This is a genomic window from Stenotrophomonas maltophilia (assembly GCF_013464915.1).
Taxonomy (GTDB): domain Bacteria; phylum Pseudomonadota; class Gammaproteobacteria; order Xanthomonadales; family Xanthomonadaceae; genus Stenotrophomonas; species Stenotrophomonas maltophilia_AT.
Map to the genome: position 1 here is coordinate 1 of NZ_RAVT01000063.1, position 24050 is coordinate 24050.

The following is a 24050-nucleotide window of genomic DNA, read 5'->3' on the forward strand; positions in this document are numbered from 1 at the left end:
CMCCCCGGCCCAGCCATCTACTGACAGTCCTGCGCCGACCAACCGTTGTTGCTGTTGCCGTTGCTTTTGTTGTTGCTGTTGCTTCAAAACCAGCCTGCCGCAGGCAGCGCCGCAGCCGCCGCTGCAAGGAAACCTGAATACGTTCGGACACGGCACCTCAATCCCCCGCCCCAGCGGCCGATAACGGGGTTGTCACCGCTTGTCCCGCCGTGACCGGCTCGGCGCCGCCCGCCCGTTTCGACCTGGTCCTGCTCGATGAATCTCCTGCATCGCTGGCAACACTACTTCAGCAATCTCTCCGTCCGGCGCAAGCTCAACCTGCTGACGCTGCTCATCGCGCTCGGCGTGATCGCGCTCTCGGTGATCGCCGCCCGCATGCAGTACCTGGACCTGACCGAGACCCGCAAGACCGCGCTGAAGACCCAGGTCGAACTCAGCTACGGCATCCTGCAGCACTATCACCGCCTGGCCGGTACCGGCGAGCTCAGCGAGGACGCGGCCAAGAGCGCCGCATTGCAGGCCCTGGAAGTGATGCGTGCCGAGAACGATACGTACTACTTCAACATCTACGACACCGGCTACCGCCTGCTGATGCATCCGTTCCGCAAGGATCTGGTCGGCAAGGACATGAAGGACTTCCGCACCGACGACGGCGTGCGCATCTACTACGACCAGGTCGAAGCAGCCAAGGCCGGCGGCGGCTTCGTGAACTATCGCTGGGCCAAGCCGGGCAGCAAGGGCGAGGTCGAGAAAGTCGCCTATGCTGGCCTCTTCGCGCCCTGGAACTGGGTGGTCAGCAGCGGTGTCTACATGGACGACGTGCAGCGGCAGGCGCTGGTGTTCACCGCCATCATGGCGGTCTCCGGTGGCGTGCTGGTGCTGATCGTGCTGGCCCTGAGCTGGGTCATCGGCAACCGTATCGCGCGCCCCCTGAAGCAGGCCACCGCCGTCGCCGAAGGCATCGCCAATGGCAAGCTGGACAGCCACATCGGTCCGCAGGCGCATGACGAACCCGGCCGCCTGCTGGAGGCCATGTCCGGCATGCAGCAGCAGCTGCACGCGGTGATCGGCGGCCAGCGCGAAATGGCCCGCCGTCACGATGCCGGCGAACTGAGCTACCGCATCGACGCCAGTGCCTTCCCCGGCGAGTACGGGCTGATGGTGCAGGAAACCAATACCCTGGTCGGCAGCCACGTGCAGACCCTGCATGACGTGCTGGACGTGGTACAGCAATATGCAGTCGGCGACCTGAGCCGCGACATCGCCCGCTACCCCGGCGAAAAGGCGGCGATGACCACCACCGTCGACACCGTCAAGGCCAACCTCGGCCGCATCAATGCCGAAATCAAGCAACTGGCCAGTGCCGCCGCTGCGGGCGACTTCAGCCGTCGTGGCGACGCGCAGCGCTTCGATCACGATTTCCGCCTGATGCTGGAAAACCTCAACGCGATGATGGCGGTCAGCGATGACAACCTCGGCAAGCTCTCACAGCTGCTGTCGGCGATTGCCGAAGGTGACCTGACCGCGCGCATGCAGGGTGACTACCAGGGCGTGTTCGCGCGCATGCGTGACGACGCCAACACCACTGTCGCGCAGCTGACCCAGATCGTCGGCCAGATCCAGGCCAGTGCCTCCAGCATAACCCTGGCCGCCGGCGAGATCGCCTCCGGCAACAGTGACCTGTCGCGCCGAACCGAGCAGCAGGCCGCCAACCTGGAAGAGACCGCTGCCTCGATGGAGGAACTGACCTCCACCGTGCGCCAGAACGCCGAACATGCACGCCAGGCCAACCAGCTCGCCATCGGCGCGCATGGCGTCGCCTCGCAGGGTGGCGACGTGGTCGGCCAGGTGGTCACCACCATGTCGGCCATCGAAGCCTCGTCGAAGAAGATCGCCGAAATCATCAGCGTCATCGACGGCATCGCCTTCCAGACCAACATCCTGGCGCTGAATGCTGCAGTGGAAGCCGCGCGTGCCGGTGAACAGGGCCGTGGCTTTGCCGTGGTCGCCAGCGAAGTGCGCACCCTCGCCCAGCGCTCGGCCGCTGCTGCCAAGGAGATCAAGGGCCTGATCGACGACTCGGTCGGCAAGGTCGCCGAAGGCTCCAGCCTGGTCCACCAGGCCGGCAGCACGATGGGCGAGATCGTCGCCTCGGTGCAGCGCGTGACCGACATCATGGCCGAGATCTCCGCCGCCTCTCAGGAGCAGTCGGCCGGCATCGAGCAGGTCAACCAGACCGTGGTGCAGATGGACGAAACCACCCAGCAGAACGCGGCGCTGGTGGAAGAAGCCACCGCTGCCGCGCGCGCCATGGAAGACCAGGCCGCGCAGCTGGCCGACGCCGTGGCGATCTTCCGCCTCGACAACCAGGTTTCCGCTGCAGTGAAGGCTGCGGCGGAACGCGTGGAACCGGCACGCATCACCACCGTGGCACGTCCGCAGCCGACCAGCACGCCCACCCCGGTCCGCCGCAGCAGCAACGCGAGCACCTTCGTCGCCAGCGACAGCGACTGGCAGGAATTCTGAGACCCACCCGCGGCGGCTTCGGCCGCCGCCTCTGCCGATGGACACGTCCCCCGTGCAAAGTCCTACTCCCATCGTCACCGGCCCGCGCGAATTCGAGTTCGCCGACCGTGATTTCCGCCGCGTCTGCGACCTGATCTACCAGCGCGTGGGCATCGCCCTCGCCCCGGCAAAACGCGACATGGTCTATGGCCGCCTGTCGCGCCGCCTGCGCACGCTTGGCATGCGCAGCTTCCAGCAGTACCTGGACCATCTGGAGCAGGAAGACGGCGACGAGTGGCAGGCGTTCACCAACGCCCTGACCACCAACCTGACCTCGTTCTTCCGCGAGCCGCACCACTTCGACAAGCTGCGTGAAGAGCTGCAGCAGCGCTCCAGCCGCACGCCGCTGCTGCTGTGGTCATGCGCGGCATCCACCGGCGAAGAGCCCTATTCGATGGCGATCACCGCCTGCGAGGCCTTCGGTACGCTGAAGCCGCCGGTGCGCATCGTCGCTACCGACGTCGATACCCAGGTACTGGCCACCGCCGGCCGTGGCGTCTACAACATCGACCGTGTCGCCAACCTCGATCCGGACCTGCGGCGGCGGTACTTCCAGCGTGGCAGCGGCCCCAACGAGGGCCAGTGCCGCGTGCTGCCGGCGCTGCGCGAGCTGATCGAGTTCCGCCCGCTGAACCTGCTCGCCCCGCGCTACGACGTCGGCGGCCCGTTCGACGCATTGTTCTGCCGCAACGTGATGATCTACTTCGACAAGCCGACCCAGCGCGCCATCCTCGGCCGCCTGGTTCAGCACCTGGCCGACGATGGCCTGCTCTACACCGGACACTCGGAGAACTACCTGCACGCCGCCGACCTGATCCAGCCCTGCGGGCGCACCCTGTACCGCCGCGCGGCAAAGGCCGGTGCATGAACGCCTCCCTGCGTACCGACGATGTGATGCGCTACCAGGATGCGCGCTTCCAGACCATTGCCGCCAAGCTGCTGCCCACCCAGTACCTGGTGGTCGATGACACCACCGCGCTGACCACCACCCTGGGTTCGTGCGTGGCCGCCTGCCTGCGCGACCCGGTGCTGAAGATCGGCGGCATGAACCACTTCCTGCTGCCCGAAGGCAATGCCGGCGACGGCGCGCCCGCACGCTACGGCAGCTATGCGATGGAACTGCTGATCAACGACATGCTCAAGCGCGGCGCGCACCGCAAGCGCATCGAGGCCAAGGTGTTCGGCGGCGCCAACGTACTGAAGGGCTTCACCAGCAATCCGGTCGGTACCCGCAACGCCGAGTTCGTGCGCCAGTACCTGCAGGCCGAGCATATTCCGATCATCGCCGAGGACCTGTGCGGCATCCATCCGCGCAAGATCTGGTTCTTCGCCGATACCGGCCGCGTGGTGGTGCAGCGCCTGCCGCATGCCCACGAAGCCGAGGTGGCTGCCACCGAATCGGCGGTGCGTGCGCGCCTGTCCAAGGCCCCGGTCACCGGTGGCGTGGAGCTGTTCGAATGACCCTGACCGGCAACGCCCCCTGCCGGGTCCTGATCGTCGACGACTCCGCCGTCGTGCGCCAGATGCTCACCGAAATCCTGTCCAGCGATCCGTCCATCGACGTGGTCGGCACCGCCGCCGACCCGCTGCTGGCGCGCGAGAAGATCAAGCGCCTGGCCCCGGACGTGATCACGCTGGACGTGGAAATGCCACGCATGGACGGCCTGGCCTTCCTGGAAAACCTGATGCGGCTGCACCCGCTGCCGGTGGTGATGATCTCGTCGCTGACCGAACGCGGCGCCGACACCACGCTGCAGGCGCTGGCATTGGGCGCGGTGGACTTCGTCTCCAAGCCCAAGCTGGACGTCGCGCGCGGCCTGCAGGGCTACGCCGATGAGATCATCGCCAAGGTCAAGATGGCGGCGCGCTCACGGGTGCGCCCGCTGGTGCGGGCAGCGGCACCGAAACTCCTGCTGGAAGCAGCTCCTGCAATGCGCCCGGCTGCACCGCAGTTCCGCACCACCGACCGCCTGATCGCGATCGGCTCTTCGGCCGGCGGCACCGAAGCGCTGCGCGTGGTGCTGGAAGGCATGCCTGCCGATGCGCCCGCCGTGGTGATGACCCAGCACCTGCCCGCCAGCTTCAGCAGCGCCTTCGCCGAACGACTGGACCGTCACTCGGCGATGGCCGTGCGCGAGGCCAGCGATGGCGAAGCGGTACTGCCCGGCCATGCCTACCTGCCGCCAGGCGGCAAGCACCTGCGCATCATCCGCGACGGTGCGCGCTGGCGCTGCCGCGTCGACGATGGCCCGGCGGTGAACCGTCACAAGCCCGCGGTCGATGTGCTGTTCCGCTCGGTCGCGCAGAGCGCGGGAGGCAATGCCATCGGCGCCATCCTCACCGGCATGGGTGACGACGGCGCGCGCGGCCTGCTGGAAATGCGCCWGGCCGGCGCGCCGACGCTGGTCCAGGACGAAGCTACCAGCGTGGTCTGGGGCATGCCTGGCGCCGCGTTCAAGCTTCGGGCGGCCGACGAACAGGTTCCGCTGGAACGTATTGCCGAACGACTGTTGGCGCTCGCCCGCGGCTGATCGTCCGCGGCATCGCACCGTCTCATTCCCTCTTTCAAATGCCGGCCCCGGAAGGGCCGGCACGGCTGTCGTGTTTTTCCAAGGAGTTTGACCATGGCCCTGCGTCTCTTCCGTTACCAACCGTCACTGCTGGCGGCCGCTCTGCTGGCCCCGCTGGCGGCCACCGCWGCCGGCGTGCCAGCACCGCCGCAGGCCACTCCGGCCGCTCCCCCCGCCCCCGCCCCCGTCACGAAGGGCGCCGCCTGGACCGATCGCGTCCAGATCCAGAGTGGTCCGGACACCGCATCGAAGCGCCTCCACGCACCCGACGTGGCGTTGCGCATCGTCACCCCCGATGACAGCGAGTCGCTCACGCCAAAGGGGCTCGCACTGCTCTTCAGCGGCAATGAACCGGACTACTTCCGGCGCAACACCCTGCCCGGCAGCATCATCGAGAGCCAGGCCAGCCCCGCCACCACCCTGATGCCCAACGTGGCCAGGGCGCTGGTGGGTGGCTACTTCAGCTATGCGCCCGACGCGCTGCCCAACCAGAGCAGCACCCTGCGCTTCAGTGCAGACACCTGGGCACTGGTACACCAGGGCAATACGCGGAAGGATCCCCTTTACCGCCTCAACCACGTCAGCACCATCGAGCAACGTCGTGCCGATGGCACCCTGGCTGAATTCATCAGATGCAGTGACAGTGACGACCGGGCGACCCTGGGTGAGTGGCAGGCCAATGACTACGCCAGGCTCAAGATTGCCGCGCAGGTGATCACGATGAAGTGCACCGAGCAGCTCATCAAGCGAATTCCGGCGATGTACCCTCGCCCGCTTGCTGCTGAGGATCTCACGGCCTATGCAGGCGGCGCCGTGCCGCCGGCACGGGTGCGCATCTATGCCAGCCTGGGGCGGACCACCACCCTGTACACCGACGCCGCCTGCCGCGAGGACTACCGCGACAAGATCGACGTCAAGTACAACAACGCCGGTGACAAGGGCGTGCTCGGCATCCCCGCCACGGAAACCCTGCGCAGCAAGGAGAACGAGCGGTTCTCCATGCTCAGCTACCAGGAGTACGAAGTCCCCGGTGGCAAGCCGCTTATCGTCGAAGCGCGCTTCGACGCATCAAGCCGGCTGTACTGCGAGGGCCAGCTGTCGGGACAGTTCGTGGCCAAGCCCGGACAGGACTACGAAGTGGAAATGGAAGTGGCCGACAAGATGTGCCGCCTGCATCTGCGCCAGGTACACGCCGATGGCACCACGACGCCACAGGTCGCGCGCAAGACCCCTAGCACCTGTGAGGGCACGCGTGCGCCGGTCCGCATTGAGCCGCGGCAGGACATGCAGGTCCTGCTGTTCAGCCCAGGCCAGCTGCAGATCCAGGATGCCACCCAGGGCAGCGCACCGGAACGGTTGACCGACGACGCGGGCAGCATCGAGGCGCTGCGGAAGATGCTGCAGCAGGCCAGCAGCAATCCCGGCACACGCCTGTGCGTGGTGGTACCGGCCACCGATTACAGCAGCGCCCTTCACGATGCCGTGCGCGAACGCGTACTGGATGCACCGCAGGTACTGCCCAGCCTGTGGGAGGAAGCGGCCATGGTGAACAGGCGCCGCAGTGCCGCCGCCGATGCTCCGGTCGACATCGCCGCTGCGATCGCCCATTGCAATGCGTTCCCGATCAGGGAATTCGCGCCGCGCTGAGGAATCGCTCCCCTGCCTTCGGCCCTCGCCGGGCATCAACCGCCAGAGCGCGCACCGAGCCTCATTTTCGTTTTCCCAAGGAGTACTACCGTGGCATTACGCCCAACCTGCCTCACCGCCGCGATCACGGCCATCCTGCTGCTGGCGCCGTCGGCCTACGCCAACGACGAAGCGCCCACACCCACGCCTGCCGTGGCTTCGGCAGTCAGCAGCGGGTCAACGCTCGATCCAGCAACGGATGCGGCGCCCGCGCCAGAAGCGGCGCACGCCACCCCGGCGGCCGATCCGGCCATCGGGAATGTCACAGCCACCGCGCCCCCCCCTCTCGACTACAGCAGCCTGCAGCACATCAAGGTCACCTCAGGGCTGGGGGCCGGCCCCAATGGCAATCGCGTGGGCGATCAGGTGCTGCGCCTGGTGATGCGCGCCGACACCGCGGCCGTCACTGCGGCCAAGGTCGGTCTGTCTGCTCTGGCGTTCGTCACTGGCGTGGGTGACATCGGCACCAGCAACAGCTTCAGCAAGAACAACGTCCGTGGCGACGACATCCACTCTGTGCCCAGCCCGGCCTTCGGCGCGTTGCCCGGCATGATCCGCGAGCAGCTGGCACTCTATTTCGCGGCCCATCCCGGCGCCATTCCCAGCGACGAGCGCACCGTCGAAGCCAGCGCCGGCCAGTGGTCGCTGGTGTACCAGAAGCTCAGCGACGCAGAGACCCCCTACGAGCTGCGCCACGATGTAACCATCGGCTTCCCGGTGGTGCGCAAGCTGTTCCGCAGTGCCAGCGGCGGCCAGGGCGTGCACTGCCAGGACGAAGCAAGGGTTGCCCCGCTGCAGGAATGGCAGGCAGACGACTATGCGAAGGCCAAGGCGGCGTCGCGTGACTTTGCAGAGGCCTGCATCGCGCGTTTCGTGGCTGAGCTGCCGCGCCTGTTCCCCGACCATGGCGTTCTGCCGCAGCCTGCGGTGGAGGCCGAACTCCCGGCAGAAGCACCGGCCGTGACCGAGGAAGCGGCCGCCGTTACCCAGGCCTGAGCCTGGGTACGACTCCAAACGAAGAACCCCCGGCTTTCACCGGGGGTTCTTCGTTTCAACGGGATGCCGGCCAGCGGCCGGCACTACCGCATCAGGCAGCAACCGTCCTGGCCACGTCCTGGTATTCCTCGATCTGGTCGAAGTTCATGTAGCGGTAGATCTCCGCACCATTGGCGTTGATCACGCCGATGTCCGCCATGTACTCCTCCTTGGTCGGGATGCGGCCCAGGCGCGAGCAGATCGCCGCCAGTTCCGCCGAACCCAGGTACACGTTGGTGTTGCGGCCCAGACGGTTCGGGAAGTTGCGGGTCGAAGTCGACATCGCGGTGGAGCCTTCGCGGATCTGCGCCTGGTTGCCCATGCACAGCGAGCAGCCCGGCATTTCCATGCGTGCGCCAGTGGCGCCGAAGGTGCCGTACACGCCTTCCTTGGTCAGCTCCGAGGCATCCATCTTGGTCGGCGGGGCCACCCACAGGCGGGTCGGCAGGTCGCGCTTGCCTTCCAACAGCTTGGCAGCCGCACGGAAGTGACCGATGTTGGTCATGCACGAACCGATGAACACCTCGTCGATCTTGGCGCCGGCCACTTCGGACAGGGTCTTCACGTCGTCCGGGTCGTTCGGGCAGGCCACGATCGGCTCGTGGATGTCGGCCAGGTCGATCTCGATGACGGCGGCGTACTCGGCGTCGGCATCCGGCTCCAGCAGCTCCGGGTTGGCCAGCCACGCTTCCATCTTCTCGATACGGCGCTGCAGCGAACGCGGATCCTGGTAACCCTCGGCGATCATCCACTTCAGCAGCGTGATGTTGCTGTTGAGGTACTCGATGATCGGCTCCTTGTTCAGGCGCACCGAGCAACCGGCCGCCGAACGCTCGGCCGACGCATCGGACAGTTCGAACGCCTGCTCGACCTTCAGCTCCGGCAGGCCTTCGATTTCCAGGATGCGGCCGGAGAAGATGTTCTTCTTGCCAGCCTTGGCCACGGTCAGCAGGCCCGACTTGATGGCGTACAGCGGGATCGCGTTGACCAGGTCACGCAGGGTCACGCCCGGCTGCATCTTGCCCTTGAAGCGCACCAGCACCGACTCCGGCATGTCCAGCGGCATCACGCCGGTGGCCGCAGCGAAGGCGACCAGGCCCGAACCGGCCGGGAACGAAATGCCCACCGGGAAACGGGTGTGCGAGTCGCCGCCGGTGCCGACGGTGTCGGGCAGCAGCATGCGGTTGAGCCAGCTGTGGATCACGCCGTCGCCCGGGCGCAGCGAGACGCCGCCACGGGTGGAGATGAACTCCGGCAGGGTGTGGTGGGTCTTCACGTCCACCGGCTTCGGGTAGGCGGCGGTGTGGCAGAACGACTGCATCACCAGGTCGGCCGAGAAGCCCAGGCAGGCCAGGTCCTTCAGCTCGTCACGGGTCATCGGGCCGGTGGTGTCCTGCGAGCCGACCGAGGTCATCTTCGGTTCGCAGTAAGTACCCGGGCGCATGCCCTGCCCTTCAGCCAGGCCACAGGCGCGGCCGACCATCTTCTGCGCCAGCGAGAAGCCCTTGCCGGTGTCCACCGGCTGCACCGGCAGGCGGAACAGATCGGTCGGGGCCAGGCCCAGCGCTTCGCGCGCCTTGCCGGTCAGGCCACGGCCGATGATCAGCGGAATGCGGCCACCGGCGCGCACTTCGTCGAACAGCACTTCGGACTTGACCTGGAACTCGGCGATCACTTCACCGTTCTTCAGCGCCTTGCCTTCGTACGGACGCAGCTCGACCACATCGCCGTGCTCCATCTTCGACACGTCCAGCTCGATCGGCAGTGCGCCGGCATCTTCCATGGTGTTGTAGAAGATCGGGGCGATCTTCGAACCCAGGCAGACGCCACCGGCGCGCTTGTTCGGGATGAACGGAATGTCATCGCCGGTCCACCACAGCACGCTGTTGGTGGCCGACTTGCGCGAGGAACCGGTGCCGACCACGTCGCCGACGTAGGCGACCAGGTGACCCTTGTCCTTCAGCGACAGGATCTGCTGGATCGGGCCGCGCTTGCCGTCTTCTTCCGGGGTGAACGGCGCGTCGTCGCGCTTGTTCTTCAGCATCGCCAGGGCGTGCATCGGGATATCCGGGCGGGTGGTCGCGTCCGGCGCCGGCGACAGATCGTCGGTGTTGGTCTCGCCCGGCACCTTGAACACGGTGACGGTCAGGCTCTGCGGCACTTCCGGGTTGCTGGTGAACCACTCGGCGTCGGCCCAGCTCTGCAGCACGGCCTGGGCGTTGGCGTTGCCGGCCTTGGCCTTTTCCTGCACATCGTGGAAGGCATCGAACACCAGCAGCGTCTTCTTCAGACCGTTGGCGGCGATGGTGCCGACGCTGGCGTCGTCCAGCAGCTGCACCAGCGGGGCGACGTTGTAACCGCCGAGCATGGTGCCCAGCAGTTCGGTGGCGCGCTCACGGCTGATCAGCGGGTTCTGCTCGCTGCCCAGGGCGATCGCCGCCAGGTACGAGGCCTTGACCTTGGCCGCGTCATCGACACCGGCCGGCACGCGGTGGGTCAGCAGGTCGAGCAGGAACTCGGCCTCGCCCTGCGGCGGGTTCTTCAGCAGTTCGATGACATCGGCCGTCTGCTGCGCGCTCAGCGGCAGCGGCGGGATGCCAAGCGCAGCGCGCTCGGCGACGTGGTGGCGGTAGGCTTCCAACATGACAACTCCCGGGTAATGCGTAGGTTGAAAAAACAAAGTGGGCTCAGGCTTGCGGCACGATCAGCTTCAGGCCCTTGAAGTAGTCGCGGTAAAACGTGTCGTTCCAGGTGATCAGGCCGTCGCACTGCAGCAGTGCGTGGGCGCCGACCATGAATTCGTCCAGGCTGCGCCGGCTGCCGCCACGCTGGCGATGGCGGCGGTGCATCTCGCCCGCGCGCAGTGCCGACTTGGCCTCCATCGGATTGAAGTGCACGCCCATCTCTTCCAGTGCTTCGAGCACTTCGGCGCCGCCGCGCAGCGATGCGCAGACCTCGGCCAGGGTCGCGCCACAGACCACTACGCGGCCACCGACCAGGCTCTGCCTGAGAATGGCTTCCACCGCATCGGCCTGCGGACCATTGCTGAGCAGCTCGACCAGCACCGGCGAATCGACGGCGATCATCACGGCTTACTCCTCGTCACGCACCGCGCGTACTGCTGCGTCGGACGACTCGAAGCCGTCCAGCGCGAACTTGCCGCGCGCCCGTGAAATGGCATCGTCAACACTCTTGCGCAGGATGATGCGGCTGCCGTCCAGCTCGACCTTCAGCAGCGTGCCCTTGGTCAGGCCAAGGGCATCACGCACCGCCTTGGGCAGGGTGATCTGTCCGCGTTCAGCAACGGTGGCTTCCATTGGGGGGTACGCCTCAAAAAGTATGTATGAATTATACATACTCGCAGCATCCGGGACAAACCCGCCCAATCCGTGACCGCGATCCTGCGCTGGTCGCATCCGGGGGTTAGACTGGCGCCGCAGCGACCTGCTGCGGCCCCGGGCTGGACGCGCCGCGTGCCGCCCGCACCCACCCGCCATAAAAGGATGTTCCATGCGCGCCTTGACCCTTGCCCTGATGCTGGCTGCACCGCTGGCCCTTTCGACGACGGCAGCCCACGCCAATCCGTTCGGTGCCTACACCACCGGCGTCGAGATCACCCAACAGCAGATGGACACCCTGGAAGTCGGCAAGACCAGCCAGGACCAGGTTCGTGAAAAATTCGGCGCACCCGGCCGCCGCGAACAGCTGGGCGACACCCAGGTCTGGTACTACGACTACGTGAAGATCAAAACCTTCGGCAAGAACATCCAGGAAGCGACCGTCCTGGAGTTCAACAAGCAGGGTGTGCTGACGGCCAAGTCCAAGAGCAACGCTGTCGGCAAGACCGGCAACCCGCTGCTGGATGCCGCCAACGGCAAGTAAGCCCTGCTCGACACGCACTCCCGGACGGGGCGCCCATGGGCGCCCCGTCTGCGTTCGGGCCAGCGGGCAACGACCGCACGCGCTGACACGAAGGCTACACACACCGCTGTAACCTTGCGTTCCAAGCCAGCCGGGTCATTGCCGGGCGCTGGATCGCCGATACTGGGCAGGATCCGGGGCCGCAATGCCACCGGCGACCGCAAGCAGGCCCGTAGACGCCCGGGCCAGAGCAAGCCATCCGCAAGAAGGAGTTACCCCGCATGAGCGATTCGTTCTCCACCCGCAGCCAGCTGAACGTCGGCGGCAAGACCTACGACTACTTCAGCCTGCCCACGCTGGGCCAGCGCTTCGATATCTCCCACCTGCCCTACTCGATGAAGATCCTGCTGGAGAACCTGCTCCGGCATGAGGACGGCGGCGCCACCGTCGGCCCCGACCACATCGAAGCGGTGGCCCGCTGGAACCCGTCCGCCGAGCCGGACACCGAAATCGCCTTCATGCCGGCGCGCGTGGTCCTGCAGGACTTCACCGGCGTGCCCTGCGTGGTCGACCTGGCCGCAATGCGCGACGCGGTGGTCAAGCTCGGCGGTTCGCCGGAGCAGATCAATCCGCAGATTCCCTCCGAACTGGTCATCGACCACTCGGTGCAGGTCGATGTGTTCGGCAAGCCCGACGCGCTGGACCTCAACGGCAAGATCGAATTCCAGCGCAACCAGGAACGCTACGGCTTCCTGCGCTGGGGCCAGAAGGCCTTCGACAACTTCAAGGTGGTGCCGCCGAACACCGGCATCGTCCACCAGGTGAACCTGGAAAACCTCGCCCGCGTGGTGATGACTGCGGACAAGGACGGCAAGGCGGTGGCCTACCCCGATACCGTGTTCGGCACCGACAGCCACACCACGATGATCAATGGCATTGGCGTGCTCGGCTGGGGCGTGGGCGGCATCGAAGCGGAGGCGGCCATGCTCGGCCAGCCGTCATCGATGCTGATTCCGCAGGTGGTCGGCTTCAAGCTGACCGGCAAGCTGCCCGAAGGCGCCACCGCCACCGACCTGGTGCTGACCGTCACCCAGATGCTGCGCAAGCTCGGCGTGGTCGGCAAGTTCGTCGAGTTCTATGGTGACGGCCTGCAGCACCTGCCGCTGGCCGACCGCGCCACCATCGGCAACATGGCCCCGGAGTACGGCGCCACCTGCGGCATCTTCCCGATCGACGCCGAGTCGCTGAACTACCTGCGCCTGTCCGGCCGCAGCGAAGAGCAGATCGACCTGGTCGAGGCCTACGCCAAGGCGCAGGGCCTGTGGCACGAGCCGGGCAGCCCGCACGCCCAGTACAGCACCACGCTGGAACTGGACATGGGCACGGTGAAGCCGTCGCTGGCCGGCCCCAAGCGCCCGCAGGACCGCGTGCTGCTGGAAGACGTGCAGAAGAACTACCGTGAAGCGCTGGTCGGCATGACCGCCAACCGTGACAAGCGCAGCGACGACGTCTCCTCCTTTGTCAATGAAGGCGGCGGCGCGGCCGTCGGCAACGAGCAGCTGGCCAAGGGCTTCGCCGACATCGAGATCGAAGGCCGCAAGGTGCGGCTGAAGGACGGCGCGGTGGTCATCGCCGCCATCACTTCCTGCACCAACACCTCCAACCCGGCGGTGATGATCGGCGCCGGCCTGCTGGCACGCAACGCGGCGGCCAAGGGCCTGAACCGCCAGCCGTGGGTGAAGACCTCGCTCGGCCCAGGCTCGCGCGTGGTCACCGACTACCTGGAAAAGGCCGGCGTGCTGAAGGAGCTGGAGAAGATCGGCTTCTACGTGGTCGGCTACGGCTGCACCACCTGCATCGGCAACTCCGGCCCGCTGCCGACCGAAGTCAGCGCCGGCATCGCCACCGGCGACCTGGTGGTCACCTCGGTGCTGTCGGGCAACCGCAACTTCGAGGGCCGCGTGCATCCCGAAGTAAAGATGAATTACCTGGCCAGCCCGCCGCTGGTGGTGGCCTACGCCATCGCCGGCACCACCGACATCGACCTGACCACCCAGCCGCTGGGTACCGGCAGCGATGGCCAGCCGGTGTTCCTGCGTGACATCTGGCCGAGCAACAAGGAAATCGGCGATGTCATCGCCGCCACCATCGGCCCGGAGATGTTCAAGCAGAACTACGCCGATGTGTTCAAGGGTGACACCCGCTGGAACACCATCGCCTCGCCGGACGGCAACCTGTACGAGTGGAGCGATGCTTCCACCTACATCAAGAACCCGCCGTACTTCGATGGCATGACCATGCAGACCGGCAGCATCGACGACGTGCACGGCGCACGCGTGATGGGCCTGTTCGGCGACTCGATCACCACCGATCACATCTCCCCGGCCGGCAACATCAAGAAGGACTCGCCGGCAGGTCGTTTCCTGCAGGAACGCGGCGTGCAGCCGGCCGACTTCAACAGCTACGGCAGCCGCCGCGGCAACGATGACGTCATGGTGCGCGGCACCTTCGCCAACATCCGCATCAAGAACCTGATGTTCGGTGGCGAGGAAGGCGGCAACACCCTGTACTACCCGGCCGGCGGTGGCCAGCCGGAAAAGCTGGCCATCTACGATGCAGCCATGAAGTACAAGGCCGACAAGGTGCCGCTGGTGGTACTGGCCGGCAAGGAATACGGCACCGGCTCGTCGCGCGACTGGGCCGCCAAGGGTACCCTGCTGCTCGGGGTGAAGGCGGTCATTGCCGAGAGCTTCGAGCGCATCCACCGCTCCAACCTGGTCGGCATGGGCGTGCTGCCGCTGCAGTTCCGCAACGGTGAGAACGCGCAGAGCCTGGGCCTGGACGGCTCGGAAGTAATCGACATCACCGGCCTGCAGGACGGTGCCAGCAAGCGCGCCACGGTCACCGCCACCAAGGCGGACGGCACGAAGAAGAGCTTCGAGGTTTCGGTGATGCTGCTGACCCCCAAGGAAGTCGAATACTTCCGCCACGGCGGCCTGCTGCAGTATGTGCTGCGCCAGCTGGCAGGTCGCTGAGCCGTCCCGTCACACCACCGAGCGGAAGCCCGCCCCCCGCGCCAGCGCGGGGGCGCTGCGGAGGCGCGAAACAGCGTTGAGCTCGCTCGACTGCAGCCCCTGAAGAACCGGGACGGCCGGATCCAAGGATCCGGCCGTCTGCTTTACATGCTCAAGGGCGCACACCAAACAGGTGCCACGCAGCCTTGCGCGGCGGCCCCTGCGCATCCAGGAAGCCCAGTCCCTCTTCCCAGGCGGTGTGCCCGTCGGCTGCGTCGACGTTTACGACCTGCACCACCATCATGCCTCCCGCATGCGGCGCCTCCTCCAGGCGATAGCAGACCGCCCCGCGGCCTTCGCGATACAGATTGGAAAGGAAGCCCTGCGGGCACTGCACGCCGGTCACCTCGTAGCCACTGGCCACGCCGCTGTCCATCTGATTCATGTGGATCGAGTACAGCGCCAGCCCACCCGCATGCGGCGCCAGCTGCAGGCGCACTGGTGCGGATTCGCCCAGCGCCAGCACCGGAAAATCAAGCTGCTCCGGTGGCGCGGCCATCGCCGCAGGCAGGCAGGAAACAGACAACAACAGGGAAAGACCCAGGGTGCGAATCATCGCTCGACTCCGTCAACGGCATGTCGAGCGATGATTGCAGCCGGCGGGCGCAGCTGTCTTTCAGAGAACTACGAAATCCACAGCACCGGCCCTCACCGCCGCGGCGCATCCGGGTCGGTGCGCAGCGCCTTCAGCAGGCCCCACATGTAGAACGCCAGGGTGAAGGAGAACGGCAGGCCGCACAGCACCACCGCCGTCTGCATCGCACTGAAGTTGCCGGCCAGCAGCAGGCCGACGCTGGCCACGGTGATGCCGGCCGCCCAGAACACGCGCAGCCAGATGGGCGCGTCGTGGCCGTCCTCCACGCCATCGTCAACGCGACGGGTGCACAGGTTGGCGATCATCAGCGTGCCCGAGTCCACCGGAGTCAGGAACAGCACGAAGCCGATCACCACTGCGGCACCGGCCACGTACGGCGCAGCGGGCAGGTATTCCAGCAGCTTGAACAGTGTCATCGCCGCATCGTGCTGGGCCACCTCGCCCAGCACCGCCTGGCCATGGTTGAGCACCAGGTCGATGGCGGTATTGCCGAAGATCGACAGCCACGCCAGGGTGAAACCGAGCGGGATCAGCAGCACGCCCATGATCACTTCACGGATGGTGCGGCCGCGCGAGATGCGCGCCACGAAAAGACCGACGAACGGTGCCCAGGCGATCCACCACGCCCAGTAGAACAGCGTCCACGATCCCATCCACTCACGGCCCTTCGGGTCGTTGAGGTACATGTCGAAGCTCTTGCGCACGAAGGCGCCCAGATAGTCACCGGTGTTCTGGATCAGGCCGTCGAACAGGTGCAGGGTCGGGCCGGTGATCAGCACGAACAGCAGCAGGCCACACAGCAGGCGCACGTTGAGGTTGGAGAGCCAGGCAATGCCCTTCTCGACACCGGCCACCACGCCGATGGTCGCCACCACCATCATCACCAGCACGATCGCCACCAGCACCTGCGGCGTATCCGGGATGTGGAACAGGTAGACCAGGCCGGACTGCACCACCAGCGCGCCGATGCCGAGATTGGTCACCATCGAGATCAGTGTGGCGAGGATGCCGAAGCCATCGACCATGTCGCCGATGCGGCCGTGGATGCGCTCACCGAAGATCGGGTACAGCGCCGAGCGCAGCGCCAGCGGCAGGTCGCGGCGGTAGGCGAAATAGCCCAGTGCCACGCCGACCAGCGCATACAGTGCCCAGCCGTGCAGGCCCCAGTGCAGGAAGGTCAGCACCATCGCCTCGCGGCCAGCGGCCACGGTGCCGCCGGGCTGCCCGGGCGGATTGAGGAAATGGTCCAGCGGCTCATAGGCGCCGTAGTACAGCAGCGCGATGCCGATGCCGGCCGAGAACAGCATCGACACCCAGGCCACGTAGCCGAACGCCGGTGATTCCTCGTTGTGGCCAAGGCGGATGCGGCCATACGGCGAGAACGCCAGCCACAGCACGAAGCCCAGGCACAGCACGATCAGCAGCATGTACCACCAGCCGAACGCCGCCGAGACCTCGGCCTGCGCCCATTGCAGCCAGTGCTCGCTGCCTTCGGGATAGAGAACGGTGAGCAGCCCGAGGATGCCGATCGACACCGAGGAACTGAAGAACACAAAACGGTTCAAGCGCAGGGGCGAACGCTTGGGATGAGCCAGGGAAGACATGGGGTCGTCTCATCAAGTCCGAGGGAGCACATGGGCGGGGCCGGACCGGTAAACCGGGCCCATGGCGTGGGGCGCGAGCGCATCCTAGGGTTTATTGATTGAACGTTCAATCAATAAAAAGCATAATGGCGGGCAGCCCGATCTTTCGGGTCGCAATCCGTGGAGAGACAATGCCGAAGAAAGGCGTGGAACCGGTACGGCGCGAGCAGCTGATCCGGGCCACTTTCCAGACCATTGACGAGATCGGCATGGCCGATGCGACCGTCGCCACCATCGCGAAGAAGGCAGGGCTGTCCAGCGGCATCGTCGCCCACTACTTCGGTGACAAGGACGGCCTGCTCAATGCTGCAATGCGGCAGATCCTGCGCGAACTCAAGGACGCGGTCGCCCGTTGCCGAGCCGGGGTTGGTGATGACCCGCGCGACCAGCTGCGCGCCATCGTCGACGGCAACTTCGACGACAGCCAGATCAATGGCACCGCGATGCGCGTCTGGCTCACCTTCTGGGCCGCGAGCATGCACCAGCCGGAACTGGCCCGGCTGCAGCGCGCCAACGACCAGCGCCTGTTCTCCAACCTGTGCCACCAGTTCAACCGCCTGCTGCCCCACCCGCAGGCCCGCCTGGCCGCCCGCGGCCTGGCCGCGATGATCGACGGCCTGTGGCTGCGCGGCAGCCTGGTCGGCGGCCAGTTCAACGCCGAAAAGTCCCGGCGCATCGCTTACGGCTATATCGACTTCCAGTTGCAGGCTGGCGCGCTATAAGCGCTTCAGCACCCGCCCCCTTCCAAGGAGTACGCCCCATGACCACCCTGCCCGTCCAACAGCTCTACATCCACGGCCAGCGCGTCGATGCCACCAGCGGCAAGACCTTCAAGACCGTCAATCCGGCCACCGGTGAGGTGATCGCCGAAGTGCAGGTCGCCAGCCAGGCTGACGTCGAGCGCGCCGTGCAGAGCGCGGCCGACGGCCAGAAGGTGTGGGCGGCGATGACTGCCATGGAGCGTTCGCGCATCCTGCGCCGCGCCGTCGAGATCCTGCGTGAGCGCAACGACGAACTGGCCCACCTGGAAACCCTGGACACCGGCAAGGCGCTGGCCGAAACCACCACCGTGGACATCGTCACCGGCGCCGACGTGGTCGAGTACTACGCCGGCCTGGCCACCGCCATCGAAGGCATCCAGCTGCCGCTGCGCGAATCGAGCTTCTTCTACACCCGCCGCGAGCCGCTGGGCGTGGTCGCCGGCATCGGTGCCTGGAACTACCCGATCCAGATCGCCATGTGGAAGTCGGCCCCGGCGCTGGCCGCGGGCAACGCGATGGTGTTCAAGCCGTCGGAAGYGACCCCGCTGACCGCGADCCGGCTGGCCGAGATCTACACCGAAGCCGGCGTGCCGGCCGGCGTGTTCAACGTGGTGCAGGGCCCGGGCCGCGAGATCGGCCAGTGGCTGACCGAACACCCGGTGATCGAGAAGATCTCCTTCACCGGCGGCGTCGCCACCGGCAAGAAGGTGATGGCCAGCGCCGCGTCCTCGTCGCTGAAGGAAGTGACCATGGAGCTGGGCGGCAAGTCGCCGCTGGTGATCTGCGATGACGCCGACCTCGACCGTGCGGCCGACATCGCGGTGATGGCCAACTTCTTCAGCTCCGGCCAGGTCTGCACCAACGGCACCCGCGTGTTCGTGCCGCGCAGCATGCTGGCCGCGTTCGAGGCCGCCGTGGTCGAGCGCGTCAAGCGCATCCGCATCGGCGACCCGATGGCCGCCGAGACCAACTTCGGCCCGCTGACCAGCTTCCCGCACATGGAAAACGTGCTGCGCTACATCGAAAGCGGCAAGGCCGAAGGCGCCCGCCTGCTGACCGGCGGCGGCCGTGCCACCGAAGGCGCGCTGGCCAATGGCGCCTACGTGCTGCCGACCGTGTTCTCCGACTGCCGCGATGACATGACCATCGTCAAGGAAGAGATCTTCGGGCCAGTGATGAGCATCCTCGCCTACGACGACGAAGACGAAGTGGTGCGTCGTGCCAACGACACCACCTTCGGCCTGGCCGCCGGCGTGGTCAGCAAGGACGTCAGCCGCGCCCACCGCATCATCCACCGCCTGGAAGCCGGCATCTGCTGGATCAACACCTGGGGTGAGTCGCCGGCCGAAATGCCGGTCGGTGGCTACAAGGAGTCCGGCGTCGGCCGCGAGAACGGCATTTCCACCCTCGGCCACTACACCCGCATCAAGTCGGTGCAGGTCGAGCTGGGCGACTACGCCAGCGTGTTCTGACCGGCGCGCCCTGCGCGCCCCATCGTCCGGCCATCGTGCCGATCCGACATTCCGCCGGGACGCCTGCATGCAGCGCGCCCCGGCCTGCAGGAGACTCCCATGAGCACCCATAACGAGTACGACTACATCATCATCGGCGCCGGTTCGGCCGGCAACGTGCTGGCCACCCGCCTCACCGAAGATGCCGATGTCAGCGTGCTGCTGCTGGAAGCCGGTGGCCCGGACTACCGGCTCGACTTCCGTACCCAGATGCCGGCGGCACTGGCCTTCCCGCTGCAGGGCAAGCGCTACAACTGGGCGTACAAGACCGATCCCGAGCCCTTCATGAACAACCGCCGCATGGACTGCGGCCGCGGCAAGGGCCTGGGCGGTTCGTCGCTGATCAACGGCATGTGCTACATCCGCGGCAACGCGATGGACTACGACAACTGGGCCGGCATGCCGGGCCTGGAAGACTGGACCTACCTGGACTGCCTGCCGTACTTCCGCAAGGCCGAAACCCGCGACATCGGCGCCAATGACTACCACGGTGGCGAGGGCCCGCTGCGGGTGACCACGCCGAAGGCCGGCAACAACGAACTGTTCGCTGCGATGGTCGAAGCCGGCGTGCAGGCCGGCTACCCGCGCACCGACGACCTCAACGGCTACCAGCAGGAAGGCTTCGGCCCGATGGACCGCACGGTCACGCCGAAGGGCCGTCGCTCGAGCACCGCCCGCGGTTACCTGGACCTGGCCAAGCCGCGCCCGAACCTGACCATCGTCACCCACGCGCTGACCGACCGCATCCTGTTCTCGGGCAAGCGTGCGGTGGGCGTGCAGTGGCTGCACAACGACCAGCCGCAGCGTGCCACGGCGCGCCGCGAAGTGCTGCTGTGCGGCGGCGCCATCGCCTCGCCGCAGATCCTGCAGCGCTCGGGCGTCGGCCCGGCCGACCTGCTGCGCAGCCTGGACATCGACCTGGTGCACCACCTGCCGGGCGTCGGCGCCAACCTGCAGGACCACCTGGAGATGTACCTGCAGTACGAGTGCAAGAAGCCGGTCTCGCTGGCGCCGGCACTGAAGCTGTACAACCAGCCGGCGATCGGCGCCGAGTGGCTGTTCCTGGGCACCGGCATCGGCGCCAGCAACCAGTTCGAGGCCGGCGGCTTCATCCGCAGCGACGCCGAATTCGACTGGCCGAACCTGCAGTATCACTTCCTGCCGGTGGCGATCAACTACAACGGCTCCAACCCGATCAAGGCGCACAGCTTCCAGATGCACGTCGGTTCGATGCGCTCGCCCAGCCGCGGCCGCATCCACGTGCGTTCGAAGGATCCGCGCGAACATCCGAGCATCCTGTTCAACTACATGTCGCACGAGCAGGACTGGCGCGAGTTCCGCGCGGCGATCCGCATCACCCGCGAGATCTTCGCGCAGCCGGCACTGGCCCCGTACAGCGGCCGCGAGATCTCGCCGGGCAGCGCGCTGCAGACCGACGCGCAGATCGATGCGTTCGTGCGCGAGCATGCCGAGACCGCCTACCACCCGTCGTGCTCGAACAAGATGGGCCATGCCGATGACCCGATGGCGGTGGTCGATGGCCAGGGCCGCGTGCACGGCCTGGAAGGCCTGCGCATCGTCGATGCCTCGATCATGCCGCAGGTGGTGACCGGCAACCTCAATGCGCCGACCATCATGATGGCCGAGAAGCTGGCCGACGTGATCCGCGGCCGCACCCCGCTGGCCCGCAGCACCGCGCCGTACTACAAGGCCAATGGTGCACCGGTGCGCAAGCAGGGCTGAACCGGCCGCTCACGGTGAAACACCCGCCGGGCAWGGCCCGGCGCTGCCAGGCGCGTCCAGCCTTCGGTAGCGCCGGGCCATGCCCGGCGGCGTTTGACGCGTTCGCACAATGCGCCACGCAACCCCCTCTTCGCGTTTTCCCTACGGCGGGGTATGCTGCAATGAACGGCCATTGTCGCTACGCTCAGGGCCGGAACCTAATACATCACGATTCCTGGAGGGGGAATATGAGTCTGGATCGTCCCTGGCTGCAGAGCTATCCGAAAGGCGTTCCCGCCGAAATCGACGTCAACGAGTTCCATTCGGTAGCTTCGGTCTTCGACGCTTCCGTCGCGAAATTCCGCGACCGTCCGGCCTACTCCAGCTTCGGCAAGGTGCTCACCTACGGTGAGACCGATGCGCTGGTCACCCAGTTCGCGGCCTACCTGCTGGGTGAGCTCAAGCTCAAGAAGGGTGACCGCGTCGCCCTGATGATGCCCAACTGCCTGCAGTACCCGGTGGCCACCTTCGGCGTGCTGCGCGCAGGCCTCACCGTGGTCAACGTCAACCCGCTGTACACCGCCCGCGAGCTGAAGCACCAGCTGGTCGACGCCGGCGTGACCGCGCTGGTCGTGGTCGACAACTTCGGCGATACCGTCGAGCAGGTCATCGCCGACACGCCGGTCAGGCACGTGATCACCACCGGCCTGGGCGACCTGCTCGGCGCCAAGGGCGCGATCGTCAACTTCGTGCTGAAGTACATCAAGAAGATGGTGCCCAACTACCACCTCAAGGGTGCCGTCCGCTTCAGGCAGGCACTCAAGCTGGGCAGCCGCCACGCGCTCCCGCCGGTCGAGATCGACCACGACGACATCGCCTTCCTGCAGTACACCGGCGGCACCACCGGCGTGGCCAAGGGTGCGATGCTGACCAACCGCAACCTGATCGCCAACATGCAGCAGGCCTCGGCCTGGATCAGCGCGTCGGGCATCGAGATGGGCAAGGAGTGGATCATCACGGCCCTGCCGCTGTACCACATCTTCGCACTGACCGCGAACGGCCTGGTCTTCATGAAGTTCGGTGGCTGCAACCACCTGATCACCAATCCGCGCGACATGAAGGGTTTCGTCAAGGAGCTCAAGTCGGTGCGCTTCACTGCCATCACCGGCGTCAACACGCTGTTCAACGGCCTGCTCAATACCCCCGGTTTCGACACGGTCGACTTCTCGTCGCTGAAGGTCACCCTGGGTGGCGGCATGGCCGTGCAGCGCGCCGTGGCCGAACGCTGGAAAAAGGTGACCGGCGTGACCCTGGTCGAGGCCTACGGCCTGACCGAGACGTCGCCGGCGGCCTGCATCAACCCGCTGACCCTCACCGAGTACAACGGTTCGATCGGCCTGCCGATCCCGTCCACCGATGCCTGCATCAAGGACGACAACAGCAACATCCTGCCGTTGGGCGAAGTCGGCGAACTCTGCATCAAGGGCCCGCAGGTGATGAAGGGCTACTGGCAGCGCCCGGAAGAAACCGACAAGGCCATCGATGCCGACGGCTGGCTGCATACCGGCGACATGGCGAAGATGGACGAGCACGGCTTCTTCTACATCGTCGACCGCAAGAAGGACATGATCCTGGTGTCCGGCTTCAACGTGTACCCGAACGAAGTCGAGGACGTCATCGCGATGATGCCCGGCGTGCTGGAAGTGGCTGCGGTCGGCGTGCCGGACGAGAAGTCCGGCGAAGTGGTCAAGGTGGTCATCGTGAAGAAGGACCCGAACCTGACCGCCGAAATGGTCAAGGAGCATGCCCGGGCCAACCTGACCGGTTACAAGCACCCCAGAATCGTAGAATTCCGAAAGGAGCTGCCGAAGACCAACGTCGGCAAAATCCTCCGTCGCGAACTCCGCGATACGCCCGCCCAGTAAGGGTTTGGGGCAATTTGAACGGCATCGGGCCCGGGACGGAAACGTTCCGGGCCCTTTCGCATGCGGCGCCCCGGTGGCGGTGTAGCATCGCCGCGTGTGTGGACCGTTCGGCCCGCCGGCCACCCACCTGACTCTGCGGGCCGCATGCCGAGGACCCTTCCATGAGTACCATCGAAAAGCTGCCCAGCAGCGGCTCGCGTTTTGCCACCATCCGTACCGAGGACAGCGCCGACGGCAATGCCCACTGGTTGTTCATGCATGCCGATGCTGCCACCGGCATCCGTCCGTGCTGCCGAAAGGACATGCTCGACGAGATGTGGAGCTTCATGGCCGCCATCACCCGCAGCCCCGCCGAACGCCACAGCGGCACGCTGCGGCATTTCGTGCTGGCGTCCGATGCCGTCGCCTACAACCTGGGGGGCGACCTGGACCTGTTCACCCGCCTGATCCGCGAAGGCAACCGCGACCTCCTGCTGAACTACGCCCAGCGGTGCGTGGAAGGCGTGCACCACCTGCATACCGGATTCGGCGGCGACGTGCGTTCGATTGCCCTGATCCAGGGCGACGCGCTTGGCGGTGGCCTGGAAATGGCATTGGCCTGCCACACCATCGTGGCCGAGGAAGGCAGCGGAATGGGCCTACCCGAAGTGCTGTTCGGCCTTTTCCCCGGCATGGGAGCCTATTCGTTCCTGTGCCGGCGGGTGTCACCGCACCTGGCCGAGAAGATCATCCTTGACGGCCGTGTCTACAGCGCCGAGGAAATGCATGCGCTGGGCATCGTGGATGTACTGGCGAAGAAGGGCGAAGGTCGTGCCGCAGTTGAAGAGCTGATCCGCCAGCAGCAACGCACCCCGCAGTCCTATCTGGCAATGAACGCCGCACGCAGCATTGCCCAGGCGGTCAGCTACGACGAACTGCTGGAGATCACCAAGGTATGGGTCGATTCCGCCCTCGCCCTCGGTGACCGTTCCTTGCGCACCATGGATCGCTTGATCAAGGCCCAGACCCGTCGCGCCGGTCTCGACGCGGCCTGATTCATCCCCTCCCCCAGGATGGGTTCAAGCCCGGTTGGCCGCCGGGCTTTTTTTATCACGCCACGCAC

General features: G+C 66.3%; 18 protein-coding genes. 13 read left to right on the forward strand and 5 right to left on the reverse strand.

Annotated elements, in window-relative coordinates; translation table 11 throughout:
• Positions 1 to 255 precede the first annotated feature (255 nt).
• From D7T59_RS19225 to D7T59_RS19250, 6 genes are all read left to right on the forward strand, one after another.
• Complete coding sequence (locus D7T59_RS19225; protein WP_180853292.1) at positions 256 to 2526, forward strand: methyl-accepting chemotaxis protein; 2271 nt, start codon at positions 256 to 258, stop codon at positions 2524 to 2526.
• A gap of 37 nt (positions 2527 to 2563) precedes the next feature.
• Positions 2564 to 3433: a CheR family methyltransferase gene (locus D7T59_RS19230; RefSeq protein ID WP_099554771.1), complete on the forward strand. Its 870-nt coding sequence runs from the start codon at positions 2564 to 2566 to the stop codon at positions 3431 to 3433.
• Positions 3430 to 4026 carry a chemoreceptor glutamine deamidase CheD gene (gene cheD, locus D7T59_RS19235; RefSeq protein ID WP_014037083.1) on the forward strand — a complete coding sequence of 199 codons (597 nt, stop codon included), beginning with the start codon at positions 3430 to 3432 and terminating at the stop codon, positions 4024 to 4026. Before D7T59_RS19230 ends, cheD begins: the two co-directional genes overlap by 4 nt.
• Complete coding sequence (locus tag D7T59_RS19240; protein WP_180882689.1) at positions 4023 to 5096, forward strand: protein-glutamate methylesterase/protein-glutamine glutaminase; 1074 nt, start codon at positions 4023 to 4025, stop codon at positions 5094 to 5096. The genes cheD and D7T59_RS19240 overlap by 4 nt, the downstream gene beginning before the upstream one ends.
• A 93-nt stretch (positions 5097 to 5189) precedes the next feature.
• Positions 5190 to 6782, forward strand: coding sequence for a hypothetical protein (locus tag D7T59_RS19245; protein WP_180853288.1), 1593 nt, complete (start codon positions 5190 to 5192; stop codon positions 6780 to 6782).
• A 90-nt stretch (positions 6783 to 6872) separates the two neighbouring features.
• Positions 6873 to 7817, forward strand: a complete 945-nt coding sequence (locus tag D7T59_RS19250; RefSeq protein ID WP_180853286.1) for a hypothetical protein — start codon at positions 6873 to 6875, stop codon at positions 7815 to 7817.
• Positions 7818 to 7908: 91 nt separating this feature from the next.
• Here D7T59_RS19250 and acnB read toward each other — a convergent pair whose 3' ends face one another.
• Genes acnB through D7T59_RS19265 form a run of 3 tightly spaced genes read right to left on the reverse strand, consistent with a single transcriptional unit; the run spans position 7909 to position 11173 of the window.
• Positions 7909 to 10500 carry a bifunctional aconitate hydratase 2/2-methylisocitrate dehydratase gene (gene acnB / locus D7T59_RS19255; RefSeq protein WP_180853284.1) on the reverse strand — a complete coding sequence of 864 codons (2592 nt, stop codon included), beginning with the start codon at positions 10498 to 10500 and terminating at the stop codon, positions 7909 to 7911.
• Positions 10501 to 10543: 43 nt separating this feature from the next.
• Complete coding sequence (locus D7T59_RS19260; RefSeq protein ID WP_005409506.1) at positions 10544 to 10942, reverse strand: type II toxin-antitoxin system VapC family toxin; 399 nt, start codon at positions 10940 to 10942, stop codon at positions 10544 to 10546.
• Positions 10943 to 10948: 6 nt separating this feature from the next.
• Positions 10949 to 11173 carry an AbrB/MazE/SpoVT family DNA-binding domain-containing protein gene (locus tag D7T59_RS19265; protein WP_005409505.1) on the reverse strand — a complete coding sequence of 75 codons (225 nt, stop codon included), beginning with the start codon at positions 11171 to 11173 and terminating at the stop codon, positions 10949 to 10951.
• A gap of 193 nt (positions 11174 to 11366) precedes the next feature.
• On the opposite strand from D7T59_RS19265, the gene bamE reads away from it, so the two are divergent.
• Entirely contained in the window at positions 11367 to 11738 is a 372-nt protein-coding gene (gene bamE, locus D7T59_RS19270; RefSeq protein WP_005409504.1) for an outer membrane protein assembly factor BamE domain-containing protein, read from the forward strand.
• Positions 11739 to 11998: 260 nt separating this feature from the next.
• A complete protein-coding gene (acnA, locus tag D7T59_RS19275; RefSeq protein WP_180853282.1) occupies positions 11999 to 14752 on the forward strand; it encodes an aconitate hydratase AcnA in 2754 nt (917 codons plus the stop codon).
• 151 nt (positions 14753 to 14903) lie between these two features.
• On the opposite strand, the gene D7T59_RS19280 is transcribed toward acnA, so the two are convergent.
• Both D7T59_RS19280 and D7T59_RS19285 read right to left on the reverse strand, forming a co-directional pair.
• Positions 14904 to 15347, reverse strand: a complete 444-nt coding sequence (locus D7T59_RS19280) for a hypothetical protein (protein WP_258013194.1) — start codon at positions 15345 to 15347, stop codon at positions 14904 to 14906.
• A gap of 92 nt (positions 15348 to 15439) precedes the next feature.
• Positions 15440 to 16990 (reverse strand): BCCT family transporter, encoded by a 1551-nt coding sequence (locus D7T59_RS19285; RefSeq protein WP_164137950.1) that lies wholly within the window; start codon positions 16988 to 16990, stop codon positions 15440 to 15442.
• Between the two features lie 170 nt (positions 16991 to 17160).
• Between D7T59_RS19285 and betI the strand changes: the two genes are divergently transcribed.
• The 5 genes from betI (at position 17161) to D7T59_RS19310 (ending at position 23982) form a co-directional block, all read left to right on the forward strand.
• Positions 17161 to 17751, forward strand: coding sequence for a transcriptional regulator BetI (gene betI / locus D7T59_RS19290; RefSeq protein ID WP_164137951.1), 591 nt, complete (start codon positions 17161 to 17163; stop codon positions 17749 to 17751).
• Between the two features lie 38 nt (positions 17752 to 17789).
• Entirely contained in the window at positions 17790 to 19262 is a 1473-nt protein-coding gene (gene betB, locus D7T59_RS19295; protein WP_180882690.1) for a betaine-aldehyde dehydrogenase, read from the forward strand.
• 99 nt (positions 19263 to 19361) lie between these two features.
• Positions 19362 to 21044, forward strand: coding sequence for a choline dehydrogenase (gene betA / locus D7T59_RS19300; RefSeq protein ID WP_180853277.1), 1683 nt, complete (start codon positions 19362 to 19364; stop codon positions 21042 to 21044).
• A gap of 227 nt (positions 21045 to 21271) precedes the next feature.
• A complete protein-coding gene (locus tag D7T59_RS19305; protein WP_180853276.1) occupies positions 21272 to 22948 on the forward strand; it encodes a long-chain fatty acid--CoA ligase in 1677 nt (558 codons plus the stop codon).
• Positions 22949 to 23109: 161 nt separating this feature from the next.
• Entirely contained in the window at positions 23110 to 23982 is an 873-nt protein-coding gene (locus tag D7T59_RS19310) for a crotonase/enoyl-CoA hydratase family protein (protein WP_106550805.1), read from the forward strand.
• The last annotated feature ends 68 nt before the right edge of the window (positions 23983 to 24050 follow it).